Source organism: Pseudoalteromonas shioyasakiensis (assembly GCF_001550135.1).
Classification (GTDB): domain Bacteria; phylum Pseudomonadota; class Gammaproteobacteria; order Enterobacterales; family Alteromonadaceae; genus Pseudoalteromonas; species Pseudoalteromonas shioyasakiensis.
Genome location: NZ_LRUE01000001.1, coordinates 72,937 through 95,589 on the forward strand (window position 1 = coordinate 72,937; position 22,653 = coordinate 95,589).

Below are 22,653 nucleotides of genomic sequence, written 5' to 3' on the forward strand. Positions count from 1 at the left end.
CTTTTAAAAGCAAATGAGCGCTTAGTGGTTAGAACCACATTTACCTTCGCCACACTTACCTTCTTTAGCTTTCTTTTTGTCTGCGCCGCATTTACCTTCGCCGCACTTACCTTCTTTAGCCGCTTTTTTGTCTGAGCCACATTTACCTTCGCCGCACTTGCCTTCTTTAGCTGCTTTTTTGTCTGCGCCACATTTACCTTCGCCGCACTTACCTTCTTTAGCTGCTTTTTTGTCTGCGCCACATTTACCTTCGCCGCACTTGCCTTCTTTAGCTGCTTTTTTGTCTGCGCCACATTTACCTTCGCCGCACTTGCCTTCTTTAGCTGCTTTTTTGTCTGCGCCACATTTACCTTCGCCACATTTGCCTTCTTTTTCGGCTTTTTTATCGCCGCCGCATTTACCTTCACCGCATTTACCTTCTGCGGCATCTAATTGATAACCTGCTTGCATTTGCTGAAATTCAAATGGGTTTGCACTGGCATCAGTGGCTGCAAAACTTGACGCACCTACTACAACCGCACCTAGTGTTAATGCAATTGAATTTTTCTTAACTGTGTTCATTCGATGACTCTCTTTTTTATAAAGGGTTATTAAACAAGACCCGAGAACTAAAAATTACTTTCAAAATTTTTATAATTATTTTCTAAAACTACCCAGAATGCAAATTACGATTTATAAAACAATCCAGAACAGCTAGAATACGCGTCCTAATTTTTGATGAGTTAACAGGTATCATGCGACTAGTTTTAGCACCGATGGAAGGCGTTGTGGATTTTAAAATGCGACAACTCCTAACTGATTTAGGTGGATTTGATTTATGCGTAACAGAGTTTGTTCGTGTCGTTGAAGACACACTGCCCGAACGCGTGTTTCATCGCTATTGTCCTGAGCTAAAAACAGGTGGCTATACCCGTGCAGGTACGCCAGTGCGTATTCAGTTGCTAGGCCAAGTTGCCGATGCTTTAGCAGCAAATGCCGTCAAAGCAATACGCCTAGGCTCCCATGGCATTGACTTAAATTTTGGTTGCCCTGCTAAAACAGTGAACAAAAGTAAAGGTGGTGCGGTACTGTTAAAAGACCCTGAGCACATGTACGAAATTATTAAAGCCGTACGTGATGCTGTTGATCCTTGCCATGAAGTTAGTGCCAAAATTAGGCTTGGTTTTGATGATGATAGTAATAGCCAAGAAATTGTTGATGCTGTTGTTAGCGCGGGTGCTTCAAGTCTTGCTATTCATGCCAGAACTAAAAGAGATGGTTACAACCCACCGGCATACTGGGAAAAAATCCCTCCGTTGATCAAAGATAAAAATATTTCTGTCGTTGCTAACGGCGAAATTTGGCAAGTTGAAGATGCCATGCTTTGTCAAAAGCGCAGTCATTGCCAAGACCTAATGCTTGGTCGTGGTGCATTAGCGATGCCTGATTTAGCAAAACAAATAAAATCTCATGCAGAAAACGAGCATTACACTCCGATGTTATGGGAGCATGTGATATACCACATTATTCATTCATCTATGCATCAAGACGAGAGCAAATGTGAAAAGTATTTTGCTTCTCGTACTAAGCAATGGCTCGGCTATTTAAAACGCCAATACCCACAAGCTAACGCACTTTTTGATGAGATCCGCCGCCTAAAAGCCAAAGATGAAGTTGCAGATGTACTAAGAAAGTACGCGAAAGCGCCGAGTATTGATACAAATCATAATTAGCCAATCAATTTTGTTTGATAATACTAGTATTGCCCACTTGGAAGAAAAGCGATGAACAATACTGAAATTCAAACAAAGTTATCTGCGGAACTTGCGCAGGTTAGACAACGTTTACTCGATATGCTGGCTAATTCTGATCAAGCCTATCATCAGCAACTGCTATCGCAACTCAAGGATAATCCCCCTTCAGACTGGTTAGAGCTGACAGCAAATAATCTCGGTTCTGAGTATCAAATATTGATTGCTCGAATAGAAAAGTTAGAAGCAGCACTATGCCAAATCGATATTGGGCAGTATGGCTATTGCTGTGATTGTGAAGAAAAAATTGATGACGAACGTTTACTTGCAGATCCTGCAAGCCAACGCTGTCGACGTTGCGCTCCATAGAGCGCAGCGCTGTACTAATTTATAAAAATAAAGCTCATCGCAGGATAAAGCACGATATCCTCAATTAACCAATCAGCTTGCTGCTGATCTACACCTAAACGCTTCATCAAGTTAACACGTGCTTGTTGTTCACTCCACGTGTGATAATGAATACCTAAATCAGTTTCCATCATAACTTGCCAGAAGTATTGCTCGCCTTGTGTTAATTTACGCTTACTTTTGAGCGGGTCGAGATAATCAAGCTGCCAATCAAGGCCTGTGTGCTGATGATTTTCTACAAAATAATTCATTACTAGTGGTTTAGCGTGAGAGTTTGATACAGGTAATACAAAATCTGCACTCTGCGATTGCTTTAACGAAGCCTGTATCTCACTTAACCAATTTAAAGGTGGCTTAGTTTCACCACTAAAGTAATTAAGTTTACTTTGATACCAATCTTTACCGTTTGCCAAACCGACTAAACCAAGTTTTGTACGCGGTTTATATTGAGTTAAATATTGATTAAGTTTACTAAGTGCTGCTTGTACACTGTCATCACTATTATCAAGGTGCGATTTGACCATATTGTGTAAAAGCGTTAATTCGATTTTATTTAATTTCAGGTTGCTTTGCTCAGCTGCAATTAACTGCGTTTCAACTAACTCTATCCAGTCAGCTAATGCATTTACTGAGTAGTCATCTAATGAACGAGCTTGGCTAATAACATCACGTTGTAAAGGCCATACAAAGTAACGCTCAGGATAACGCTCAGCAATAATTAAATAATTTAATTGCGCCTGTTGGGACTCATCTAACGTCGTTGCTTTTAGTCCTTGATAAGCTTGATGACGCGCTTGCAAATAACTTTCTGAGAAAGGCCAGCTAGCAGCTTCACTTTGCTGTTCTTGAGTCGATAATAAATTATTAATAGTTTGCAGCGCTTGCTGCCCTTCACTAAATGTTTTGAAACCTGATGTTTGCTCAGAGCAAGCTATCAGCATCACACTTGCGACAACTAATAATACGATCTGTCTTAGCATTTTAAAATTCCATAAAAAAAGCCCCAGAGGGGCTTTTTAATTTAAAACAACATCAATTAGATTTTTACGCCGTTACGAGCGGCTTTATCTTTGATGAAGGTTGACCAGCTCTTCGCGAAACGACGCGTGCGCGGATCATCCATTGCTTTAGTGATAGCGTTGTAAGCTTGCTTGTACTTCTCTTGGTAGTAGTAAGCTTCAGCTAAATCAGAGTAGATAGTTCCTTTTTTGTCAGAACCTAACTCTAATGCCTTGTTCAAACGAACAACGGCTGCACTATAGTTTTGCGATTGTAAAAGTAATGAACCCGCTTTGCGATAAAGCTCTGCATCGTCATCAAATTTAGCCGCTTCTTCATAGTATTTAGCTGCTTTTTCAATATCTTTAGAACGGTGGTAGTTAGATGCCACTGCACTGATATTTTGCTTGTTACGCTTAACTTTTTCTTCGTTGATTGCCTTTTCAAGCACCACTGCTGCTTTGTAAGGAATATCATTTAACGAATAGAAGTTAGAAAGTACTTTGTATTCAACTTCGTTTTCAAAATAGCCATTTTTATAGGCAACTTCCATGGTCGCAAGACCTTTCTTGAAGTCTTCGGTTTGTAGGTAGTATTTACCTAAACCAACCCAGGCTTTTTTGTCTTCAGGCCAAACACGAACAATCTCTTCAGCTACTTCTACCATGTTTTTGTACTGTTTAAGTTCAAAATAGGCAGCTAGCTTTAATTGGTAAGAAGCTTTAGCAGGTTCTTTTGCCAATTCGATTGCTTTGTCTGCAGCAGGAAGTACGTCTTTATAAAGTTTTAACTCGTAGTTTGCTTGCGCAATACGTGTATAAACTTTGTCGTCTTCCTCACCTGTGAAGTCCATCCAAGCTGCATAAGCTTCTTTTGCTTTTGCATATTGCTCAGTACCCGCGTACATATCACCTAGAAGTTTTAGGCCTTGCTCTTGGTCAGCAAAGTTTAAAACGTCAGGCTTAACTGCCGCTGAGATGTGCTTAATAGCCAATTGGTACTGCTCTTTTTGAGCGTACATTTGACCTAAGTAACGATCAACTGTTGCCTTATCGAAATCATCTGAAGGATCAATTTCTTTAAGTAGTGCAATCGCTTCATCAAGCTTATCTTCATTGTACAAGTCAAACGCTTTAATAACTTTCTTACCAACGCGCTCGCCCATAACTTTAGTTTTTGCTTTTTTACGCGCTTCAATCTTCGCGTAATCTGGCGCCGCTAAAGCAGGTGCAGTGAAAGCTACACCTGATAGAGACATAAGAAGCGCAAGTGCAGTTACTTTAGATAAATTTCTCATTACTCGCCTCCTTAGTTGCCTTGGTTAAGTTTAAAGTCTAATTGTACTTGAAGACCAAATTGCTTCTGTGGTTTACCATCGATGATTTTCGGACGGTACTTCCACTTACGTAGCGCACGTTTAGCTTCGCGGTCGAAGATACGTTTAGGATCTGCGTCGATCACTTCAACATCTTCTACACCACCAACTTCATTGATAGTGAATGAAAGTTGTACCCAACCTTCTTTACCATCACGCGCTGCTTGCGTAGGGTATTTTGGTTCAATACGAACGATAGGTGTCGCGTCACCATCACGTCCAAATGCACCTGGACCACTTAGGCCACCAGCTGTGCTACCCACATCGATGCTTGGCATATTAAATGACAAACCACCAGTGTTCGGGTTGCTGTTTTCCGGCTGAGGCGGCTGCGGCTTAGGCGGCTGCTTTGGCGGTGGCGGAGGCGGAGGCGGAACACGCTTCCTCTCCTGCACCTTAGATTCAGGCGGATTCGTCATAATTTCGACTACGATCTGTTCTTTTTGTTCAGTCGCACGGTCAGCTCCACCGGAGATGAGGTACGCCATGAAGTAGAACAAGCCGAAAGTAACTGCCCCACCTGCAATCAGTGAAAACAGAAAACGAATCATTACTGATCTCCAGCTATTGAAATTTTAAGGTTATCACCCGTCGCTTTGATCTGGTCCATAACTTTAACTACTACGCCGTGTTTTGCTTCTTTATCAGCTTGCAAAATTACAACTTCAGTAGGTTGTTCTGCTAATAAACTTTCAAGCTTAGCTGATACACGCTCAACGTCTACTTGTTGTTTATCAATCCAGATCGCACCGTCAGCGCGGATAGCAACAAAAATGTTTGCATTTTTTTGCTTCGTAGCTGCAGCTGCTTTAGGTTTATTGACTTCGATACCAGCCTCTTTAACGAACGATGTAGTTACGATAAAGAAAATAAGCATGATAAATACGATGTCAAGCATTGGCGTCATGTCAACCGCTGCTTCTTCTTCTTCACGAAAACGTTGTTTACGTGCCATATTTAATTCTCTCTCTAGTGATGAGGCATGCTATCTACAAGTTTAGCTTTCGCCATTCTCGCTCTCGCTTCTAGACGTGAGCTAAAGAATACTCCAGATAGTGCCGCAACCATTCCAGCCATTGTTGGGATTGTTGCCATTGAAATACCTGATGCCATTAAACGTGCGTTACCAGTACCTTGAGTAGCCATGGTTTCGAAAACCGCGATCATACCCGTTACAGTACCTAATAAGCCGATTAAAGGACAAACAGCTACTAATGTCTTAATCAACAACATACGCTGATCTAATTTTTCAGACGCTTCAGAAATCCATGCTTCACGGATTCTGTGTGCGTACCAAGACGTAGTGTCTTGGCGGGCATCCCACTGAGCTACAATGTTCTTCGTCATACGAGGAAACTCAGCTAGTAGGAACCAATAGCGCTCAATCATTAAAACCCACATAAGAAAGAGTGCTATCGCGACCACGTATAATACCTGGCCGCCTGTGCCAACAAAATCCCTGATAGATTCCCAGATCTCCATCAGGACTAGCATTAGGCTTTCTCCTTCTCCGCGTGAGCAGCGATGATACCAGCGCTTTGCTCATCAAGGACATGTAGAACCGACTTACTACGACCCGCAACAATTGAGTGAAGTAGGATAAGTGGTAGAGCTGCAATTAGACCTAACGCTGTAGTAACAAGTGCTAGAGAGATATTACCAGCCATGATCTTCGGATCACCTGTACCGAACAATGTGATTGTTTGGAACGTAAGGATCATACCGATTACCGTACCTAGTAGACCTAGTAATGGAGCGATTGCTGCCAAGATCTTGATGATGTTGATACCAGCTTCAATGCGAGGCGTTTCACGTAGGATTGCTTCGTCAAGTTTAAGCTCAAGGTTTTCAACGTCTTGATTCTTGTTATCAGCGTAAACCTTAAGAATACGACCCAGTGGGTTGTTTGTATTCGGAGTAGAAAGGTTTTTAAGCTGGCTCTTAATCTTAGTGCTAGTAAGCGCAAGGTCAATGAAACGAACGATGAAGATAAGTAGACCAACAATTAATAGTAATGTGATGATGTAACCTACTTCAGCACCTTGCTCGTAGTATTCCATTAGTGATTTCTTCTGCGTGTTGATTCGTAAGATCGCGCCACGAGTCGGGTCGATGTATACGCCAGCATAGTTATCTGCAGAAGTACCTTCTAAATCGCTGATACCAGCTAGGATGTAGCTATCAGGTTGCTTACCTAGAGGTTGAATCGCTTTAGTTTCTGGAGAGTAGATTAAATAACCGTCGTCAGTTACTAAGTTGAAGTTACCGATACGAGTTACTTTCTTCACAGAAGATGAACCGTCAAGACCTGCAACTTCAGTTTCGAAAGTTGAAACTTTAGCTGACTCAGTCATTTCAGTTTGAAGAGAAATCCAAAGCTCTTCTAGTTCACGAACAGTTGGAAGTTCTTTCGCAGCAGCTAGTGAGCGAAGTACTTCAGCACGTCCTGGTTTTTCAGCAGAAACAAGTGATGCTTCGATTGAACCGATTGCATCAGCAGCTGCACGACGTACAACACCGAACATCTCACCTAATGTACCTTGAGCGTTTAAAAGAGCTTGCTCTTTTTCAGCTAAAGTATTTTCGTTTTGAGCATATTCTTTAGCTAAACGGTCACCACGTGCTTTTTCAGCAGCTAGGTCGCTTTTAGCTTTGTTAAGTAACGCTTGCTTGTCAGCACGAGCTGAAAGGAACTCTTGTTCACGTTGCTTATTTAATTTGCCTTCAGAGATACGTTCTTGCTTAACTTGCTCAAGAATTTTGTCTAAAGCATCAGTGTTTGCGTGTGCATTAAGCGCGGTACCTGCAGAAACAGATAGTACTGCTGCAACAGCAAAACCTTTAAATAGTTTCTTCATTATTGATTACTCCGCGCCAAAGATTGGTAGTTTAACAAGTTCTAATGTCGCTTGTTTACGCGCCATACGGATAACTTCTTTAACAGGTTTTAGGTATTCTTCACCTAATTCTTTCCACTGTTTAGTATTGTTATCCCACACCCACGCGTGCTTAAGGTCAAAAGACTGAGCTACGTAAGTGATACGACCTAAACGACCGAAGTCAACGTTGATGCTCTTACCATCGATCTCAAGAGTACCTTGAGAAGCAGTTACAGCTGAGCTGTATGCAGTTTCAACAGTGTAAGCTTCAAGAACTTGGCGGAATTTTTCAGATGTAGTAACTGATGCTGACGCCATGATGTCACGAAGTCTTTCAACACGTGCAAGACGGTTTTCAAGATTGAACGGAACGTCCGCTTTGATGAATTGCTCAAGCGTATCGATCATGCGATACATCAAAGGCACAACGTTTTGTTTCGTGTTATCGATAGTTGCGATTTGACGGTCAAACGATTCGATTGAAGCATTTTGGTCAGCGACCAAACGTGCTACGTGATCGTTATAAACCTTCATTAGCTCAGTTTCGTCAACAATGCTACGGTACTCAGCGATTAGCTCTTGAGTTTGACCATATACATTGTCAATTTTAGTTTGAGACTTAACAGCAGCCTTTTGAATTTGTTGACCTGCATCTTGCACATCTTTCAAAGGATCTGCAATCACATTGCTGCTTGCAAATGCAAAAGCGCCAACCAACGCTGATGCTACAAGACTCTTTCTGATTTTAACAGACATAGTTCCCAACCAATTAAGTAATGTTACTTTTATAATTTAATTATCCTCCGAAGAGGACAACCCTGATATCTTTTAATAGATATCAACTCTCCAATAATGCTAAATGCTTCAGAGTCTGTCAACTTGATGTTCGGCTTTCATCGGAAAAATTTGGTGACTCGTCGTTGAGATGAAAATAACCAAAACAATGAATTAACAAAAATATAACAGAGGTATTCATGTGGTACTTCTATAGCCCTTTACTGGCGAACATTGCATTCATATTAGGTTCAACCTTAAACATAAATGTAACATTTTATGAAATCTGAAAGTGCTGAAGAAAAATGAAAAAAAAATTCACTTTGTTCATCTAAAAAATCTGTTTTGAAGAATTTTTATGCACTCACTACATCTAACCGCTCAATAAGCAGCCAAATCAGACACTAAACACAAGAATGAGAGAGTTGAAATCTCTCACCGCTACGGGTGAGAGAGTTAAAATACGGCGCGGTCTTTAACTAGCTTAGCGAGTGAGATAATTGAATCAACTTCAAGTTTTTCAAATATTTTCGCTTTGTATGTACTTACCGTTTTATTACTGATGAAAAGTTTTTCACCAATGTCTTTGTTTGATAAGCCTTGTAGTAGATAATTCATCACTGCGAGTTCACGTTCAGTGAGTAACTCGTCTATGTCTTTTTCAGACGCTATTAGGTGCTCTTGTGGAAAGAAAGTATAGCCACGCAAAATCATTTCAACTGCGGAGGAGATATCTTCAAGGCTTTCGGCCTTGTTAACAAATCCTTGAGCGCCTAGCTTTGCTGCAGTGCGAATAATATGTTTGTCTTGCTTAGCAGATAAAAACAATACTTTGCCAGTAAACCCACTACTGACTGCGCGCTTATATAAACTAAAGCCATCTGAGTCTTCTAACTCAATGTCTAAAATCGCTAGCGCTACATTATTACTTTTTAAAAACTGCAATGCTTCCTTTTGACTTCCAACAGCTTGTACTTCGTTAACTAATGTAGACTTAGCGAGTACCATTTTAATTGCTGTTGCCACCATAGGGTGGTCGTCTACCAAAAGTATATTGTTTCCTATGCTCATCGATTAGCAAACCTTCATTATATTTCATCAAACAAGTATAAGTTACTCAGCATTTATTCCACATGTGGATAATTTAAGTTTAGCGGGTTATTTCTAGATTGGTGAAAAATAACTATAAACTTTTTTAGCTGCTCACTTTCGAGTTCGATCAAAACTACAAACTAAACATAACGGGTGATGTCATGTTAAATAAATCCTATCGGTACAGCATATAATACTTTAGTTATGGAGAGTAGCTTTTAGGGCATAGAATGCGAAGTTCTAGCTTATTGGCTGATTAATTTAGTCTTAAACAATGCCTTTGGAGGAATATAAATTCGGTACAGTTTATGACTATTTATAGAGAGTTAAAACTTGGGGTTTAGCAGGAGATAAAAATGAATTTTTGGTGAAACAGAAACTGTTTCACCAAAATGCTTAGGTTCGCATAATTAATTATGCTACTTCTACGTTCTCAGCTTCAGGGCCTTTTTGACCTTGTTTGATGCCGAAAGATACTTGCTGACCTTCGCTTAGAGTGCGGAAGCCTGTACCTGTGATAGCGCTGAAGTGTACGAATACATCAGGGCCATTTTCTTGTTCAATAAAACCGAAGCCTTTAGCTTCGTTGAAGAACTTAACTTTACCAGTAACCGTGTTTGACATACCAAATTTTCCTGTAAGTCAATTATTAAAATTCAGCCATAATGGCTCTATCCTCCCTGAGTGAATGCCCAAAAAACTTGGGGTAAAGTACAGGAAGAACCAATAACCAAACCGGTAACCGTACAGCCGCACATTATCCGTAAATTCAATACGCAAAAACTCAAAGCAATTTAAGACTAACACATTAAATTGCTTTTAGCTCTATTAATCGAAAATAATTTTAAGGTCAACTGCCTAAACAAAAATATATGACAGTACTATTTATAAACAATTAATTATCAATGAAAAAAGCCCATCAAATAGATGGGCTTTTAAATCTCAATTTATAGCTTGCTAAAACTTACTTAACTTGCCAATCCATTTGCGCCTCTGCTTTGATTGGCACTACTTCTGAATCACCTAGTTTATAGCTTGCTGGTACTGTCCAGCTCTCTTTTACCAATGTAATGGTATCTTGGTTTCGAGGCATACCGTAGAAGTCTGGGCCAAAGTGGCTCGCGAAACCTTCTAGCTTTTCTAAAGCACCTGCTTCTTCAAACGCTTCAGCATAAAGCTCGATAGCTGCGTGAGCAGTATAAGCCCCTGCACAACCACAGGCCGCTTCTTTTTTGTCTTTGTAATGTGGTGCAGAATCAGTACCTAAGAAGAACTTTTTGCTACCACTTGTTGCAGCACCAATTAACGCTTGCTGGTGAATGTTACGCTTTAGAATAGGTAAGCAGTAATAATGCGGGCGAATACCACCTGCTAGCATATGATTACGGTTATAAAGAAGGTGATGAGCAGTAATTGTTGCAGCAACATTCTCTGGTGCATTATTAACAAACTCAACTGCATCTTTCGTGGTGATGTGCTCAAGCACAATTTTAAGATTCGGGAAGTCATTTACCACGTCCGCTAGAATTGTTTCTAAAAATACCTTCTCACGGTCAAAAATATCAATTGATGAATCGGTTACTTCACCATGTACTAACAGTAACATCCCTACTTCTTGCATTGCCTCAAGTACAGGGTAAATGTTTTTGATTGAGGTTACACCTGAATCTGAGTTGGTAGTCGCACCAGCCGGGTACAACTTAGCAGCAACAATTTTACCTGTTGCTTTAGCTTTTTTAATTTCTTCTGGTGTAGTTTTATCTGTTAGGTAAAGCACCATTAATGGTTCAAAGTTACCTTGTGGGCCCGCAGCTTTAATTCGCTCGTAGTAAGATAAAGCAGTGTCTGTGCAGGTTGCCGGTGGAACAAGGTTCGGCATGATGATCGCGCGCCCCATGTAACGGCTAGCATCACGAACGGTATCAACGAGTTGCTCGCCATCACGTAAATGAATGTGCCAATCATCAGGGCGTGTAATTGTTAGAGTTTGCATCGAATTTAAATCTGACATTGCTTGTTTCCACGGCTAAAGTTAGGGGGATAGCGTAAACATTGAGCAAATAACCTCGCTTATTTACCCAAGTTCATATTCAGGTGCCTAGTTTACACCAGTTCCAGTTTTTTTTGAAAATAACTTTGTGGATAGTTTGATAGTAGGTTAACGTAATAAATTAATACAACATTCCGGTTACCTTTTATTCTATGCCTAAGAGTTTAGACGCTGCTTTTGCACTTGAGGTCAAAACAGACCAACTACATATTATTAATCAGTTCTCATCATCTGTGATGCAATTAGACACAGTTGAAGAATTGTTAGAGTATGTCACATCAGAAGTGGTAAGCCGCCTAGGTTTTAAAGAGTGTGTTATTTATCTAGCCGATGACAAAACTCGCACCCTCAAAGAAATGGCGTCTATTGGCACAGCAAGCAGCCACGATACTTACCATATCGACCGTACAGAAATTAGCTTTGATCAAGGTATTACGGGGTATGTCGCAAGCACTGGTAAACCGTTAATGATTGGCGATGTCAGTGAAGACCCGCGTTATATCGCTGACTCTCGCCCTGCTCTTTCTGAGCTTTGCGTACCATTAGTTTATAAAGAAAAAGTACTGGGTGTCATTGACTGTGAGCACCCGCAAAAAGATTACTACAACGACGCCCATTTAGAGATTTTATCAACAGTGGCGCATCTATTAAGTGCCAAGATAAATCAGGTTCGCACCGTAGAAGATTTACAGCAAACCGTTATGCAGTTAAACGATGCACAAAAGCTAGAGCGCTCGATGCTGCAAATAGCCAATCTAACTTATCAATCGAGCGAGCTAGATAGTTTCTTCGAATCTTTACATGGTATTATTACCTCTTTACTTAGAGCAGATAACTTCTTCATTGGCCTGTATGATAAGCAGCTCGATGTGCTTGATTTGGTTTACATTATCGAAGAAGGCGTGCGTTCTAACGCCCATAAAAAAATATCAAAAGAACAATTAAAAGATACTGCATCTTATTATTTATTAAACATCGACCAATCTTTACTTTTCACGAAAGAAGAATTTCAACAGCACATTGATGCGGGTCATTTTAAAATGGTTGGTCGCCAGGCCGAGTCTTGGCTAGGTGTGCCATTTAAAGTAAATGAGCGTATAAGCGGTGTCATTGCCGTACAAAGTTACAGTAAAAGCTATCACTATGACGAACATGACCGTGCTTTACTTACGTATGTGAGCCGTCAAATTAGCATGGCGATAGACCGTCAATTATCAAGACAAGAGCTTGAGCACCGCGCTCTTCACGACGAATTAACCGGCCTTGCCAATCGCTCGTTATTAATAGAGCGTATTAAACATGCGATCCTTCGCCTTGCAAGAGCTGATAAGCGCAATCAACATGCCCTGCTCTATCTAGACTTTGACCGCTTTAAGAGTATCAATGACTCATTAGGCCATGAGGTTGGCGACCACTTTTTGGTCAAAATCTGTGAGTTGATCTTAGGTACTATTCGCAATACGGATACTTTTGCCCGTTTAGGGGGCGATGAGTTTGCCATCTTTATGGAAAACATCACCGATAAACAACAAATTAATGATGCTCTAGATCGCATTCAACAGGTACTATCAGAGCCTCTCAATATTGACGGCCACCTATTGCAAGCATCTACCAGTATAGGCGTTGCCTTTTGTGAAAGCAGTCGCGACCAAGCTTATAAGCTATTACAACATGCCGATGCAGCAATGTACGAGGCAAAGTCATCTGGCCGTGGTAAGGTTAAGTTTTTCAACAATACCATGCGAAAAAAACTTAAAAATCATGCTGATATAGAAAATGATTTACAGCATGGTATTGAGCATGACGATTTTGAGCTTTACTACCAGCCAATTTTTACAATTCAAGACACAAGAGTTGTAGGTTTTGAAGCACTTGTACGCTGGCACCACCCAAGTAAAGGCTTTGTCTCGCCAAATGATTTTATTCCGGTTGCAGAAGATACAGGGCAAATTATCAATCTAGATTTACATTTGCTTGAGCTTGCTGCAAAGCAAATCGCAAAGTGGACAAGTGAAGGTAAAGCATTTGGCAGAATCACCGTGAATGTATCATCGCGTCATTTTGCGAGCCTTGATTTTGTAGCGCAAATACATTCCTTATACAAACAATATAAATTGCCACTTGGCTCACTATGCTTAGAAATCACCGAGTCTGGCCTTATTGGCAATTTAGAGCTGGCAACAAAAATCATTAAGGGCCTTGAACCTCTTGAAGTGAAACTGTGTTTAGATGACTTTGGTACAGGCTACTCAGCGCTTGGTTATTTACACCAATTACCGATTCACATAATGAAAATTGATAAAAGTTTCATTGACCACTTGAACAAAGCGCATAACCCCTTGGTTGATGCCATTTTATCATTAGCACAATCGTTAAAACTCGATGTCGTTGCTGAAGGGATTGAAACAGAAAAACAATTGGCAATCCTAAAACAAACTCAATGTAAGTTTGGTCAAGGCTTCTTAAAAGCGAAACCTATGCCAGCCAGTGAAGCAGAAAAAGTCATCTCTCACGGCCTATAATGCTAATATAAAAAAGCCTTGCAAATGCAAGGCTTAGTTTGTTTATACTTTACAAAAAGTTACAGCTCGCCAGATGCAAAGTTATCAACGGCTATCGCTTGTTTACGTAGCTCATTGGCTTGGTTCATGCGCTCTGCAACGGTTTCGTTAATCAAGTTTTTCTCTGCCGCTGCGGCAATTGCGCCCTCGAGTTCAAGGTTTTTAGCAATAGTGCCTTCTTTTTGCCATTTACGAAGCTGCTTAAAGTCTTCATGGGTATCAATCATGGCTAAAAAGGCATTTTCCATTACACCAGTCCCTGCATTTTCATCGACATAACAAAGGTGGGTTAATCTGTCCCTAAAGACCCCTGGTTTGCTCATGTGCTCACACATTGTTTGGGCTAACTCATCACTTGGACGGTGGTAATGATTACCTAGTGGGAACACAATACGTTTTAGTAAGAAATTAATTACTGGATTAGAGAAATTTTTAAAGAAGCCGTCGAATGCCTGACCAATGCAGAATAACGAATGCTCAACAGCATATTGCACAAATGGTAGGTCAGCTTGCTGACGCCCTTCATCTTCGTAGCGTTTCAGTACACATGAAGCAAGATACAAGTGGCTAAGCACATCACCTAAACGTGCCGAAATCATCTCTTTGCGTTTTAACTCACCACCTAATACTAACATCGCAACATCAGTACAAAACGCTAGACCACGACTCATGCGGCTTAACTGTTTGTAGTAAACAGTGGTTGCGCCACATACAGGGGCTTTAGCGAAGTAACTGCGCGTTAAACCGTGCACAAATGCCATACCTGCATTACTACCTGCAAATAAAATATGTTGCAGCAGTAATGAGTCAAATTCTTTTAAGGCAACATCATGGTCTTCCATTGCTGCTGCTTCCATTTCTTTTAAAACAAACGGATGACAGCGAGTAGCGCCTTGACCAAAGATCATCAAGTTACGAGTAAGAATGTTTGCACCTTCAACGGTAATCGATACCGGGATCCCCATATAGCCATGGGCTAAATAGTTATTTGGCCCGACTTGAATACCTTTACCAGAATGAATGTCCATAGCATCATTCATTACTGTACGACCCATTTCAGTCATATGGTACTTAGCTATAGCGGTAACCACAGACGGACTCAATTTTAAGTCAATCGCCCCTGCGGTCATTAGCCTTGCTGATTCTAAGGTGTAAGTTAATCCACCAATACGTGCCAATGCCTCTTGGACACCCTCAAATTGGCCAATCGACACACCAAATTGTTGGCGTACGGTTGCATAGGCTGATGTCATTCTTGAAGCCAAATGGCCAGTTGCTGTACTAAGTGCCGGTAACGAAATACCTCGACCTGCACTTAAACATTCAACTAACATGCGCCAGCCTCGACCAGCGCCCTTTTCGCCACCGATGATCCAATCAAGTGGAATAAACACATCTTTACCGTATGTTGTGCCATTCATAAATGCCATGTTTAACGGGTAATGACGCTCACCTGTTTGCACACCTTCGTGATCAGTTGGAATAAGCGCACACGTAATGCCAAGCTCTTTTTTATCACCTAATAAGCCCTCAGGATCGTACATTTTAAATGCTAGACCCAACACTGTGGCAATGGGTGCAAGGGTGATATAACGTTTTGACCAGTTAAGTTTTAAGCCAATCACTTCCTCACCGTTATGCATGCCCTTACAAACTACGCCAGTATCAGGAATACTGCCTGCATCAGAGCCAGCCTCAGGGCCCGTTAATGCAAAACAAGGCACGTCATCACCCTTAGCCAGGCTTGGCAACCAACGCTCTTGTTGCTCGGTAGTACCATAGTGAAGGAGTAATTCACCTGGACCTAAACTATTGGGGACCATTACGGTAACCGCAGCGGTTAAGCTCTTAGTAGCAATTTTCGAAACGATGGTTGAATTTGCAATCGCCGAAAACTCGCGACCACCAAATTTTTCAGGAATGATTAACGCAAAAAATCCTTCTTTTTTTAGGTAGTCCCACACTTCTTTTGGTAGGTCTTTATCTTTTTGCACAATTTGATAATCATCAAGCATGGCTAACAAGGTTTCGACCTGCTCGCTCATAAATGCGCGTTCTTTTTCGCTAAGTTCAGGTTTAGGGAAACGATGCAGTTTTTGCCAATCTGGGTTACCACTGAATAATTCACCATCCCACCAAACATCACCTGCTTCCATAGCTTCACGTTCTGTTTGCGATAACGGCGGCAAAACTTTTTTAAACATACTAAACGTAGGTCGTGTGACAAGATTGAGGCGAATGTCTTTCACCGCAAAAATTACAATCACAGCAACCAGTAACAGAATGATTACGGTCGTCATTGTGCAATCCTTTTATTTTAATTAACTGCTTCAAGTATGACTGATCGTGCCATAAATACAACGTAAGCAGCTCTTACTTAGGTTGTTTTCGGCTAGGCAGTTTGTTGTTTACTAAGACACTGCTATTATGCATGGGCAATAAATAACAATAAACTTCTAGGGAACGTTATGAAAAAGACTCCATTTAAGCTCAGCATCAGCGCGCTTATGGTCGCAAGTGCACTAGCACTTACTGGCTGTAATGATGACACTGCGAGCACTAAAACAACGACTGCTGAAGTCAAAACAAGCCAAGTTACCGCACAAGATGCCGATAAATTTATCGCCGCTACTGAAAAAGAATTAAGCGCGCTTTATTTAGAAGCAAGCCGTGCTGAATGGATTTATGCCAACTTCATTACCCATGATACTGCGGAACTATCTGCTGAAGTAAATCGCAAGATGACCGAAGCCGTTGTTCGCCTTGCTAATGAAGCTGCAAAATTCGATAGTTTAGAGCTAGACTACGATGCGCGTCGTAAACTCGATAAACTTAAACTAGCGCTTACGTTACCTGCACCACAAGATGCTGAAAAAACAGCTAAGCTCTCACAATTAGTGGCTGAGCTAGGGGGTATTTATGGTAAAGGTAAATACTGTAAAGAAGATGGTAGCTGTTTAAGCCTTGGCGACATGACCGCTAAAATGGCAACGAGCCGTGATTACAATGAATTGCTTGATTTATGGCAAGGTTGGCGTCAAGTTTCAAAACCTATGCGCCCGCTTTATGAGCAACAAGTTGCACTCACCAATGAAGGTGCAAAAGAGCTAGGTTATGCAGATACAGGTGCTATGTGGCGTAGTAAATACGACATGCCAGCCGATGATTTTGCAAAAGAACTTGACCGTATTTGGGGCCAAGTTAAACCGCTTTATGATTCATTACATTGTCATGTTCGTGCCAAGCTAGGTGAAAAATATGGCGAAGATAAAGTACCACAAGACCAGCCTATCCCTGCACACCTACTAGGTAATATGTGGGCACAAACGTGGGGTAACATTTACGATGTTGTTGCACCAGAAAATGCCGATCCTGGTTATGACGTAACAGAACTATTAGCTGAGCACGATTACGACGAACTTAAAATGGTACGTGGCGCCGAGAAGTTCTTTACATCAATGGGCTTTGCGCCATTGCCAGATACCTTCTATGAGCGCTCACTATTCACTAAACCACAAGATCGTGACGTACAGTGCCATGCGTCAGCTTGGAATATTGATAGCAAAGACGACCTACGTATTAAGATGTGTATTCAACGCACAGGTGAAGAATTCTCTGTTATCCACCATGAGTTAGGCCATAACTTCTATCAACGCGCGTACAACACGCAGCCTATTTATTATCAAGAAAGTGCGAACGATGGTTTCCACGAAGCGATTGGTGACACCATTGCTCTTTCTGTAACGCCAGGTTATTTAAAAGAAATTGGTTTATTAGATGAAGTGCCTGATGAATCAAAAGATATCGGCCTATTAATGAAAATGGCATTAGACAAAGTAGCATTTATCCCATTTGGTTTATTAGTAGACCAATGGCGCTGGAAAGTTTTCTCAGGTGAAGTAACACCAGAGAACTACAACAAAGCGTGGTGGGAATTACGTGAAAAATACCAAGGTGTACAAGCGCCTATCGCACGTAGCGAAGCAGACTTCGATCCAGGTGCTAAGTATCACGTACCAGGCAACACGCCTTACACACGTTATTTCTTAGCGCACATTTTACAATTCGACTTCCACAGAAGTTTATGTGAAATTGCCGGTAACGAAGAAGCGATTCACCGTTGTTCTGTATACAACTCTGCTGAGGCAGGTGAAAAACTAAATGCTATGTTAGAAATGGGCTCAAGCCGCCCATGGCAAGAAGCTCTTGCTACTATCACTGGTAAAGAAGAAATGGATGCAACAGCAATCTTAGATTACTTTGCACCGTTACAAAAATACCTTGATGAGCAAAATGAAGGCCGCCAGTGCGGTTGGTAATGATAAAAACGAAAAAGCCCGCATAATGCGGGCTTTTTTATATCATCAACTTAATAATTAAAACTGTAAGCTTACGTTTGCAAAGTATGCATCGTAGTCTGAGTCATCCCAGTTGTTTGCATAACCTGCTTTTAAACCAACGTTTTTGTTAAAGAAGTGCTGTGCACCAAAGCTGTAGTCATCTTCTTTGTTAAACGTTACAAATGCTGACGTTGCTTTAGAGAAGTAGTAGTTAGAACCTAGTTCCCAAGAGCTACCGCTATCGTCTGTATCTGAGATTGTACCTTCAATTGTTAGGTAGTTACCTTGTTGAAGATCCATGAAGTATTTTGCATTTACTGCACGGTAATCAAACTCATCGTCAGCTGTGAATGTGAAACCTAAGTAATCAGTGCTGTTAAGCTGGTGATTGTACTTAAGGTCAAACATTACAGTGTTATCGCCGTCTTCTACGTCGATAAATGTCGCTTTAAGAAGAAGGTTAGGATTAAAGAAGTAACCTGCAGACACATTGAATAAATCAGTATCTGAACCGTAATCGTAGTTGCTGTAACCCGCACCAAATACAAAATCTTGTACGAAGTATTCACCACCGATGTTAGTTACATCACCAAAGTCATCATCTGCGTACGAACCAAATACGTTGGTTGTTCTGTTGATGTATTCAAACTGGTCGTATGGACCCATTGTTTTCTTTGGCGCGAAGTAATACGTTGAATCAACACTTACTGTGTCGTTGCCATCGGTGTCCATGTATCCTAAATGGCTGATTGATTGGTAACTATCCGCAGCAGTCGCGGCAGTTGACAGAAGCATACTCGAAATAATAACTGCTAACTTTTTCATAAACAGATTTCCCTATTAACATTGTTTCATTGCTGTTGAAAACTAGCCTGATGGCTAAGTTGGGCACATGCTAACGTGAGAAAACTGAATGAAAACTTAACTAAGCATTTGTTTTTACTTGATTAATTGTAATAAAGTGTCGGCAAATGTAAAGAAAAAGTTGGCCGAAACTTGCGTCTCTAAACCAACTTTTAGTGAAAAAATAAAGCTTGTCAGTACCTTATAAAGCAAACTGGCTTATAATTCTATAAACCTCATTAATGTTATCTCCTGCTTTAAAGTCTTTACTGATTGGCGTTGGATCTGAACCAACCCAAATTTTTAGTTCAGCATCAAGGTCAAAATGCCCAGCACTCTCTTTACTAAACTTAGTAATTTTTGAGTAAGCAATACTCAGCATTTCAACTTTAGAACCAGTAACACCTTGTTTATCAATAATAATTAATCTTTTATTGGTAAAGATGAACATATCACGAATGACTTTATAGGCTTTTTGTACTGTTTCACCATCAATCAAGGTATTAGCAAGCAGCTCTTCTAAATCATCGTTATCGACTTCACTTGCGTTACCCATTAATCCGCTTAATAGACCCATAATTAGCTCTCCTTATGAAAAATTTGGTTTTCGAGTGTGTGACCATTTACCAGTTGACGATACTGCCAACCTTGTTGATAACAAAAGTGTAGAAGATTGATATCAAAAGGCTCAGCGGTTTTTTCAAACTCGATCACATATTCTTTTGCTTGGCTCATATAAACATGATGTACATGGGCAAGGCCAGCAAGCTTTGCTTCTACATCATCATATTGTTGATTTAACTGCAGCGTAATAAAGTGTTTATTATCCTGCGTGCTAGAACGGGCTTGATGCTCACTTAACACCCCTTTATCAAGGTGTAACACCTGAGAGCATAATCGCTCAAGCTCAGTTAAGTCATGGGAGCTTAAAATAAATGTTGCTTCGTTACTTAAAGAACTTACCAGCTCCCTTACCTCACGAGCATGAATTGGATCAAGGCCTGCAGTTGCTTCATCAAGCATCACTATTTCAGGTGAACCAATTAATGCCTGTGCAATCGTCACTCGCTTACGCATACCATGAGAAAGGTCATCCGGTCGCTGCTTAGCCACTTCTGACAAACCAACGAGCTCTAAAACACGAGCCGTTTCTTTTTTACGAACCGCACCACTGAGCCCTTGTAATTGACCATAAAAGTTAAGTTGATGTGCAATACTAAAACGAGGATCAAGCTGGGCATCTTGCGGTAACGCGGTTAGCTTACCGAATAACGCCGCACTGCCTGGGGTATACCCCATTACCGATAGTTTTCCTGAGCTAGGTAAAATATAGCCACATAACAAACTGAATAACGTTGTTTTACCTGCACCATTAGGACCAACTAGCGCTACCGGCGCTCCTTTGTTTATCTCAAAGTTGACGTTATCGAGCGCTCGTTTAGCCCCATAGTTTTTTGACAAGCCTTGTGCTTGAATTAAAACGGTCATAATGAGCTCCTTGCAAAAATTCGTTCACCAGCAACCAGTAACACTGAAGTTTGTAAAAGTGGTAAACCAAGAGCCAATGTGACACCTGCACGCTGACCTGCCATTAAATCAAGTTGATAGCCCGGAAATATGTAATTTAAAACCTCAAATGCAGGCCATTGCCATGTTAGTAAGCCAATCACAATATTACCGCCAGCAAAGAACAAAATAGCCAATACAAATGCAAGACGCGATGAACGGGCAAATGTATTTAAAAAGCTCATCAAAGCAATAAATGGCATAACCGCAACAAGCAAATAAAATAACAACATAAAGCTTCGCGATAAGCCAGAAAGCAGCAAACTTGGCTCACGATAGCCAAGCATTGCAACCGTTGCCATCAAGGTAACAAACAACAATGCTGCTAAAATGAGTAGCTGCCCTAAAAAGCGGCCAATGATAATTTCTGAACGAGTGGCTCTAAGTGATAAAAAGCGTAACGTACCTCGTTGTCTGTCGCCCACTGTTTGGTCACTACATAGAAACAAACAAAAGCTTGGGAAACTAAATAGAGCAATCAGCCAATAAACGGCAAGTTCAGATTCAGGCCAATCAAGTAATTTACTGATGCCAATGGCGCCAAATGCTTGCCGAGCAAAGTCGGCAAAATCAGGTGAGCTAATCAAGGTCACAGATTGGGCAATGGGATAGCGTAAAATAAGTAGCCAACAAATGGCAAAAGCGGCAACCGCCAACAAACCACGTTTGGTCAGAAATAGTCGTACCAGCTCAAATTGGGCAATTTGTGCAAGACGTTTAGGATGTAACTGCGTCACTCATAATCCTTAATGAATTTTATTATTAGAATTACACTAAGTTGAAACAGCTTGAATTACCAGAAAAAAAAGACCCGACAAGCGGGTCTTATGTAACAAAGTATAAACTTTTAACCTAGAGGTGGCTTTCGTACACTGCAAGCGCTTGGTCAAGGTCGGCTAGTAAATCAGCCACATCTTCAAGACCAATGTGTAGCCTTATTACCGGGCCTTGCGACCAACCTGTTTCAGAGCGAAGCCCTTTCATGCTGAGGTTTGCCGTGACTAAGCTCTCATAACCACCCCAAGAAAAGCCCATTTTAAAATGGTGTAGGCTGTCTAAAAACGCATCAATCGCTTGTTGATTACCCTGCTTCATTACAAATGAAAATAAGCCGTTACTGCCATCAAAGTCTCGTTCAAAGAACTCATGACCCGGGCACGTTGCAAAAGCCGGATGGCGAATATGATCAACCAATGGGTGTGTTTCAAGCCATTTAGCCACTTCGATGGCGGCTTGTTCATGCTGCTTTAAACGCACAGCCATAGTACGCAGACCACGTAGCGCTAAATAAGCATCATCAGCAGAGGTACATTGACCAAGTAAGTATGAATTTTCGCGAAGGGTTGGCCAATACTTTTTATTGGCTACCGCCACACCCATCATCACATCAGAGTGACCAACTATATATTTTGTCGCTGCTTGAATACTAATATCTACGCCATGCTCAAGCGGTCTAAAATGCAGGCCATTACCCCAGGTGTTATCTAGCATGGTCATTACACCACGCTCATTTGCCTTAGCAACCATGGCTGGCACATCTTGCACTTCCATGGTGATTGAGCCAGGTGATTCTAAAAACAATACGCGAGTGTTATCTTTAATAAGCTCACTAATCCCTGCACCAATTCCCGGCGGGTAATAAGTTGTTTCAATTCCTAATCCAGCCAGTATTTTGTCGCAAAAATCACGTGTCGGCTCGTAAGCGGTATCCACCATTAAAATATGATCGCCCGTTTTCACAAACGAGAGTAGCGCATTGCTTATTGCAGCCGCACCTGATGGATATAGCGCACAGCCTTCGCCGCCTTCTAGTTCTGCAATTGCTTCTTGCAGAGCAAAGTGTGTCGTCGTACCGCGACGGCCATAAAATAAAGTTTTGTCGCCTCGTTTCTTCGCCGCTGCTTTTAAATCAGCCACTGAATCGAATACTACCGTTGATGCACGTTGCACCACAGGGTTCACAACCCCTTGTGTGTACGCTTTTTTACGCCCTGCAGAGACGATTTGGGTATTTTTATTTGTCTTTGTCATAATTT

At 41.2% G+C, this 22,653-nt stretch carries 21 protein-coding genes; 4 read left to right on the forward strand and 17 right to left on the reverse strand.

Going from position 1 to position 22,653, the window contains the following annotated elements:
• Positions 1-21: 21 nt before the first annotated feature.
• The gene (locus PASHI_RS00395; RefSeq protein ID WP_062564202.1) at positions 22-561 is read right to left on the reverse strand and encodes an HvfA family oxazolone/thioamide-modified RiPP metallophore; all 540 of its coding nucleotides are present in this window, start codon (positions 559-561) and stop codon (positions 22-24) included.
• A 173-nt stretch (positions 562-734) separates the two neighbouring features.
• Between PASHI_RS00395 and PASHI_RS00400 the strand changes: the two genes are divergently transcribed.
• Positions 735-1,712: a tRNA-dihydrouridine synthase gene (locus PASHI_RS00400; protein WP_062564203.1), complete on the forward strand. Its 978-nt coding sequence runs from the start codon at positions 735-737 to the stop codon at positions 1,710-1,712.
• 51 nt (positions 1,713-1,763) lie between these two features.
• Positions 1,764-2,099 (forward strand): TraR/DksA family transcriptional regulator, encoded by a 336-nt coding sequence (locus PASHI_RS00405; protein WP_054561739.1) that lies wholly within the window; start codon positions 1,764-1,766, stop codon positions 2,097-2,099.
• A 14-nt stretch (positions 2,100-2,113) separates the two neighbouring features.
• Here PASHI_RS00405 and PASHI_RS00410 read toward each other — a convergent pair whose 3' ends face one another.
• The 10 genes from PASHI_RS00410 to pyrC all read right to left on the reverse strand — a co-directional run bounded on the left by PASHI_RS00410 (position 2,114) and on the right by pyrC (position 11,268).
• Entirely contained in the window at positions 2,114-3,118 is a 1,005-nt protein-coding gene (locus PASHI_RS00410) for a hypothetical protein (RefSeq protein ID WP_062564204.1), read from the reverse strand.
• Positions 3,119-3,174: 56 nt separating this feature from the next.
• Positions 3,175-4,434 carry a tetratricopeptide repeat protein gene (locus PASHI_RS00415; RefSeq protein WP_054561741.1) on the reverse strand — a complete coding sequence of 420 codons (1,260 nt, stop codon included), beginning with the start codon at positions 4,432-4,434 and terminating at the stop codon, positions 3,175-3,177.
• Between the two features lie 11 nt (positions 4,435-4,445).
• Positions 4,446-5,063 carry an energy transducer TonB gene (locus PASHI_RS00420; protein ID WP_054551556.1) on the reverse strand — a complete coding sequence of 206 codons (618 nt, stop codon included), beginning with the start codon at positions 5,061-5,063 and terminating at the stop codon, positions 4,446-4,448.
• The gene (locus tag PASHI_RS00425) at positions 5,063-5,467 is read right to left on the reverse strand and encodes an ExbD/TolR family protein (RefSeq protein WP_054551557.1); all 405 of its coding nucleotides are present in this window, start codon (positions 5,465-5,467) and stop codon (positions 5,063-5,065) included. Before PASHI_RS00425 ends, PASHI_RS00420 begins: the two co-directional genes overlap by 1 nt.
• A 14-nt stretch (positions 5,468-5,481) precedes the next feature.
• On the reverse strand, positions 5,482-6,006 hold the full coding sequence (locus PASHI_RS00430; protein ID WP_054551558.1) for a MotA/TolQ/ExbB proton channel family protein: 525 nt from the start codon (positions 6,004-6,006) through the stop codon (positions 5,482-5,484).
• Entirely contained in the window at positions 6,006-7,370 is a 1,365-nt protein-coding gene (locus PASHI_RS00435; RefSeq protein ID WP_054561743.1) for a MotA/TolQ/ExbB proton channel family protein, read from the reverse strand. The genes PASHI_RS00430 and PASHI_RS00435 overlap by 1 nt, the downstream gene beginning before the upstream one ends.
• 6 nt (positions 7,371-7,376) lie before the next feature.
• Positions 7,377-8,147 carry a DUF3450 domain-containing protein gene (locus PASHI_RS00440; RefSeq protein ID WP_062564205.1) on the reverse strand — a complete coding sequence of 257 codons (771 nt, stop codon included), beginning with the start codon at positions 8,145-8,147 and terminating at the stop codon, positions 7,377-7,379.
• A gap of 474 nt (positions 8,148-8,621) precedes the next feature.
• Positions 8,622-9,236 (reverse strand): response regulator transcription factor, encoded by a 615-nt coding sequence (locus tag PASHI_RS00445; protein ID WP_063705929.1) that lies wholly within the window; start codon positions 9,234-9,236, stop codon positions 8,622-8,624.
• Between the two features lie 435 nt (positions 9,237-9,671).
• A complete protein-coding gene (locus PASHI_RS00450; RefSeq protein WP_036967526.1) occupies positions 9,672-9,881 on the reverse strand; it encodes a cold-shock protein in 210 nt (69 codons plus the stop codon).
• A gap of 340 nt (positions 9,882-10,221) precedes the next feature.
• Positions 10,222-11,268, reverse strand: a complete 1,047-nt coding sequence (gene pyrC, locus PASHI_RS00455; RefSeq protein ID WP_062564206.1) for a dihydroorotase — start codon at positions 11,266-11,268, stop codon at positions 10,222-10,224.
• Positions 11,269-11,459: 191 nt separating this feature from the next.
• On the opposite strand from pyrC, the gene PASHI_RS00460 reads away from it, so the two are divergent.
• The gene (locus tag PASHI_RS00460; RefSeq protein ID WP_062564207.1) at positions 11,460-13,829 is read left to right on the forward strand and encodes an EAL domain-containing protein; all 2,370 of its coding nucleotides are present in this window, start codon (positions 11,460-11,462) and stop codon (positions 13,827-13,829) included.
• Between the two features lie 59 nt (positions 13,830-13,888).
• Here the strand turns inward: PASHI_RS00460 and PASHI_RS00465 are convergent, their stop codons facing one another.
• Positions 13,889-16,168, reverse strand: coding sequence for an acyl-CoA dehydrogenase (locus PASHI_RS00465; RefSeq protein WP_062564208.1), 2,280 nt, complete (start codon positions 16,166-16,168; stop codon positions 13,889-13,891).
• Positions 16,169-16,336: 168 nt separating this feature from the next.
• On the opposite strand from PASHI_RS00465, the gene PASHI_RS00470 reads away from it, so the two are divergent.
• The gene (locus tag PASHI_RS00470; protein WP_062564209.1) at positions 16,337-18,187 is read left to right on the forward strand and encodes a M2 family metallopeptidase; all 1,851 of its coding nucleotides are present in this window, start codon (positions 16,337-16,339) and stop codon (positions 18,185-18,187) included.
• A gap of 57 nt (positions 18,188-18,244) precedes the next feature.
• Here the strand turns inward: PASHI_RS00470 and PASHI_RS00475 are convergent, their stop codons facing one another.
• From PASHI_RS00475 to PASHI_RS00495, 5 genes are all read right to left on the reverse strand, one after another.
• Complete coding sequence (locus PASHI_RS00475; RefSeq protein WP_062564210.1) at positions 18,245-19,033, reverse strand: putative porin; 789 nt, start codon at positions 19,031-19,033, stop codon at positions 18,245-18,247.
• A 220-nt stretch (positions 19,034-19,253) separates the two neighbouring features.
• Positions 19,254-19,628 (reverse strand): PH domain-containing protein, encoded by a 375-nt coding sequence (locus tag PASHI_RS00480; protein ID WP_054551567.1) that lies wholly within the window; start codon positions 19,626-19,628, stop codon positions 19,254-19,256.
• Between the two features lie 2 nt (positions 19,629-19,630).
• Complete coding sequence (locus PASHI_RS00485; protein WP_062564211.1) at positions 19,631-20,539, reverse strand: ABC transporter ATP-binding protein; 909 nt, start codon at positions 20,537-20,539, stop codon at positions 19,631-19,633.
• Positions 20,536-21,354, reverse strand: a complete 819-nt coding sequence (locus tag PASHI_RS00490; protein ID WP_062564212.1) for an ABC transporter permease — start codon at positions 21,352-21,354, stop codon at positions 20,536-20,538. Before PASHI_RS00490 ends, PASHI_RS00485 begins: the two co-directional genes overlap by 4 nt.
• A gap of 115 nt (positions 21,355-21,469) precedes the next feature.
• Positions 21,470-22,648 carry a cystathionine beta-lyase gene (locus PASHI_RS00495; protein ID WP_062564213.1) on the reverse strand — a complete coding sequence of 393 codons (1,179 nt, stop codon included), beginning with the start codon at positions 22,646-22,648 and terminating at the stop codon, positions 21,470-21,472.
• Positions 22,649-22,653 lie beyond the last annotated feature (5 nt).

Coding starts and splice junctions, on each gene's coding strand:
- PASHI_RS00395 (WP_062564202.1), bottom strand. CDS start 561: ATGAACACAGTTAAGAAAAATTCAATTGCATTAACACTAGGTGCGGTT.
- PASHI_RS00400 (WP_062564203.1), top strand. CDS start 735: ATGCGACTAGTTTTAGCACCGATGGAAGGCGTTGTGGATTTTAAAATG.
- PASHI_RS00405 (WP_054561739.1), top strand. CDS start 1,764: ATGAACAATACTGAAATTCAAACAAAGTTATCTGCGGAACTTGCGCAG.
- PASHI_RS00410 (WP_062564204.1), bottom strand. CDS start 3,118: ATGCTAAGACAGATCGTATTATTAGTTGTCGCAAGTGTGATGCTGATA.
- PASHI_RS00415 (WP_054561741.1), bottom strand. CDS start 4,434: ATGAGAAATTTATCTAAAGTAACTGCACTTGCGCTTCTTATGTCTCTA.
- PASHI_RS00420 (WP_054551556.1), bottom strand. CDS start 5,063: ATGATTCGTTTTCTGTTTTCACTGATTGCAGGTGGGGCAGTTACTTTC.
- PASHI_RS00425 (WP_054551557.1), bottom strand. CDS start 5,467: ATGGCACGTAAACAACGTTTTCGTGAAGAAGAAGAAGCAGCGGTTGAC.
- PASHI_RS00430 (WP_054551558.1), bottom strand. CDS start 6,006: ATGCTAGTCCTGATGGAGATCTGGGAATCTATCAGGGATTTTGTTGGC.
- PASHI_RS00435 (WP_054561743.1), bottom strand. CDS start 7,370: ATGAAGAAACTATTTAAAGGTTTTGCTGTTGCAGCAGTACTATCTGTT.
- PASHI_RS00440 (WP_062564205.1), bottom strand. CDS start 8,147: ATGTCTGTTAAAATCAGAAAGAGTCTTGTAGCATCAGCGTTGGTTGGC.
- PASHI_RS00445 (WP_063705929.1), bottom strand. CDS start 9,236: ATGAGCATAGGAAACAATATACTTTTGGTAGACGACCACCCTATGGTG.
- PASHI_RS00450 (WP_036967526.1), bottom strand. CDS start 9,881: ATGTCAAACACGGTTACTGGTAAAGTTAAGTTCTTCAACGAAGCTAAA.
- pyrC (WP_062564206.1), bottom strand. CDS start 11,268: ATGTCAGATTTAAATTCGATGCAAACTCTAACAATTACACGCCCTGAT.
- PASHI_RS00460 (WP_062564207.1), top strand. CDS start 11,460: ATGCCTAAGAGTTTAGACGCTGCTTTTGCACTTGAGGTCAAAACAGAC.
- PASHI_RS00465 (WP_062564208.1), bottom strand. CDS start 16,168: ATGACGACCGTAATCATTCTGTTACTGGTTGCTGTGATTGTAATTTTT.
- PASHI_RS00470 (WP_062564209.1), top strand. CDS start 16,337: ATGAAAAAGACTCCATTTAAGCTCAGCATCAGCGCGCTTATGGTCGCA.
- PASHI_RS00475 (WP_062564210.1), bottom strand. CDS start 19,033: ATGAAAAAGTTAGCAGTTATTATTTCGAGTATGCTTCTGTCAACTGCC.
- PASHI_RS00480 (WP_054551567.1), bottom strand. CDS start 19,628: ATGGGTCTATTAAGCGGATTAATGGGTAACGCAAGTGAAGTCGATAAC.
- PASHI_RS00485 (WP_062564211.1), bottom strand. CDS start 20,539: ATGACCGTTTTAATTCAAGCACAAGGCTTGTCAAAAAACTATGGGGCT.
- PASHI_RS00495 (WP_062564213.1), bottom strand. CDS start 22,648: ATGACAAAGACAAATAAAAATACCCAAATCGTCTCTGCAGGGCGTAAA.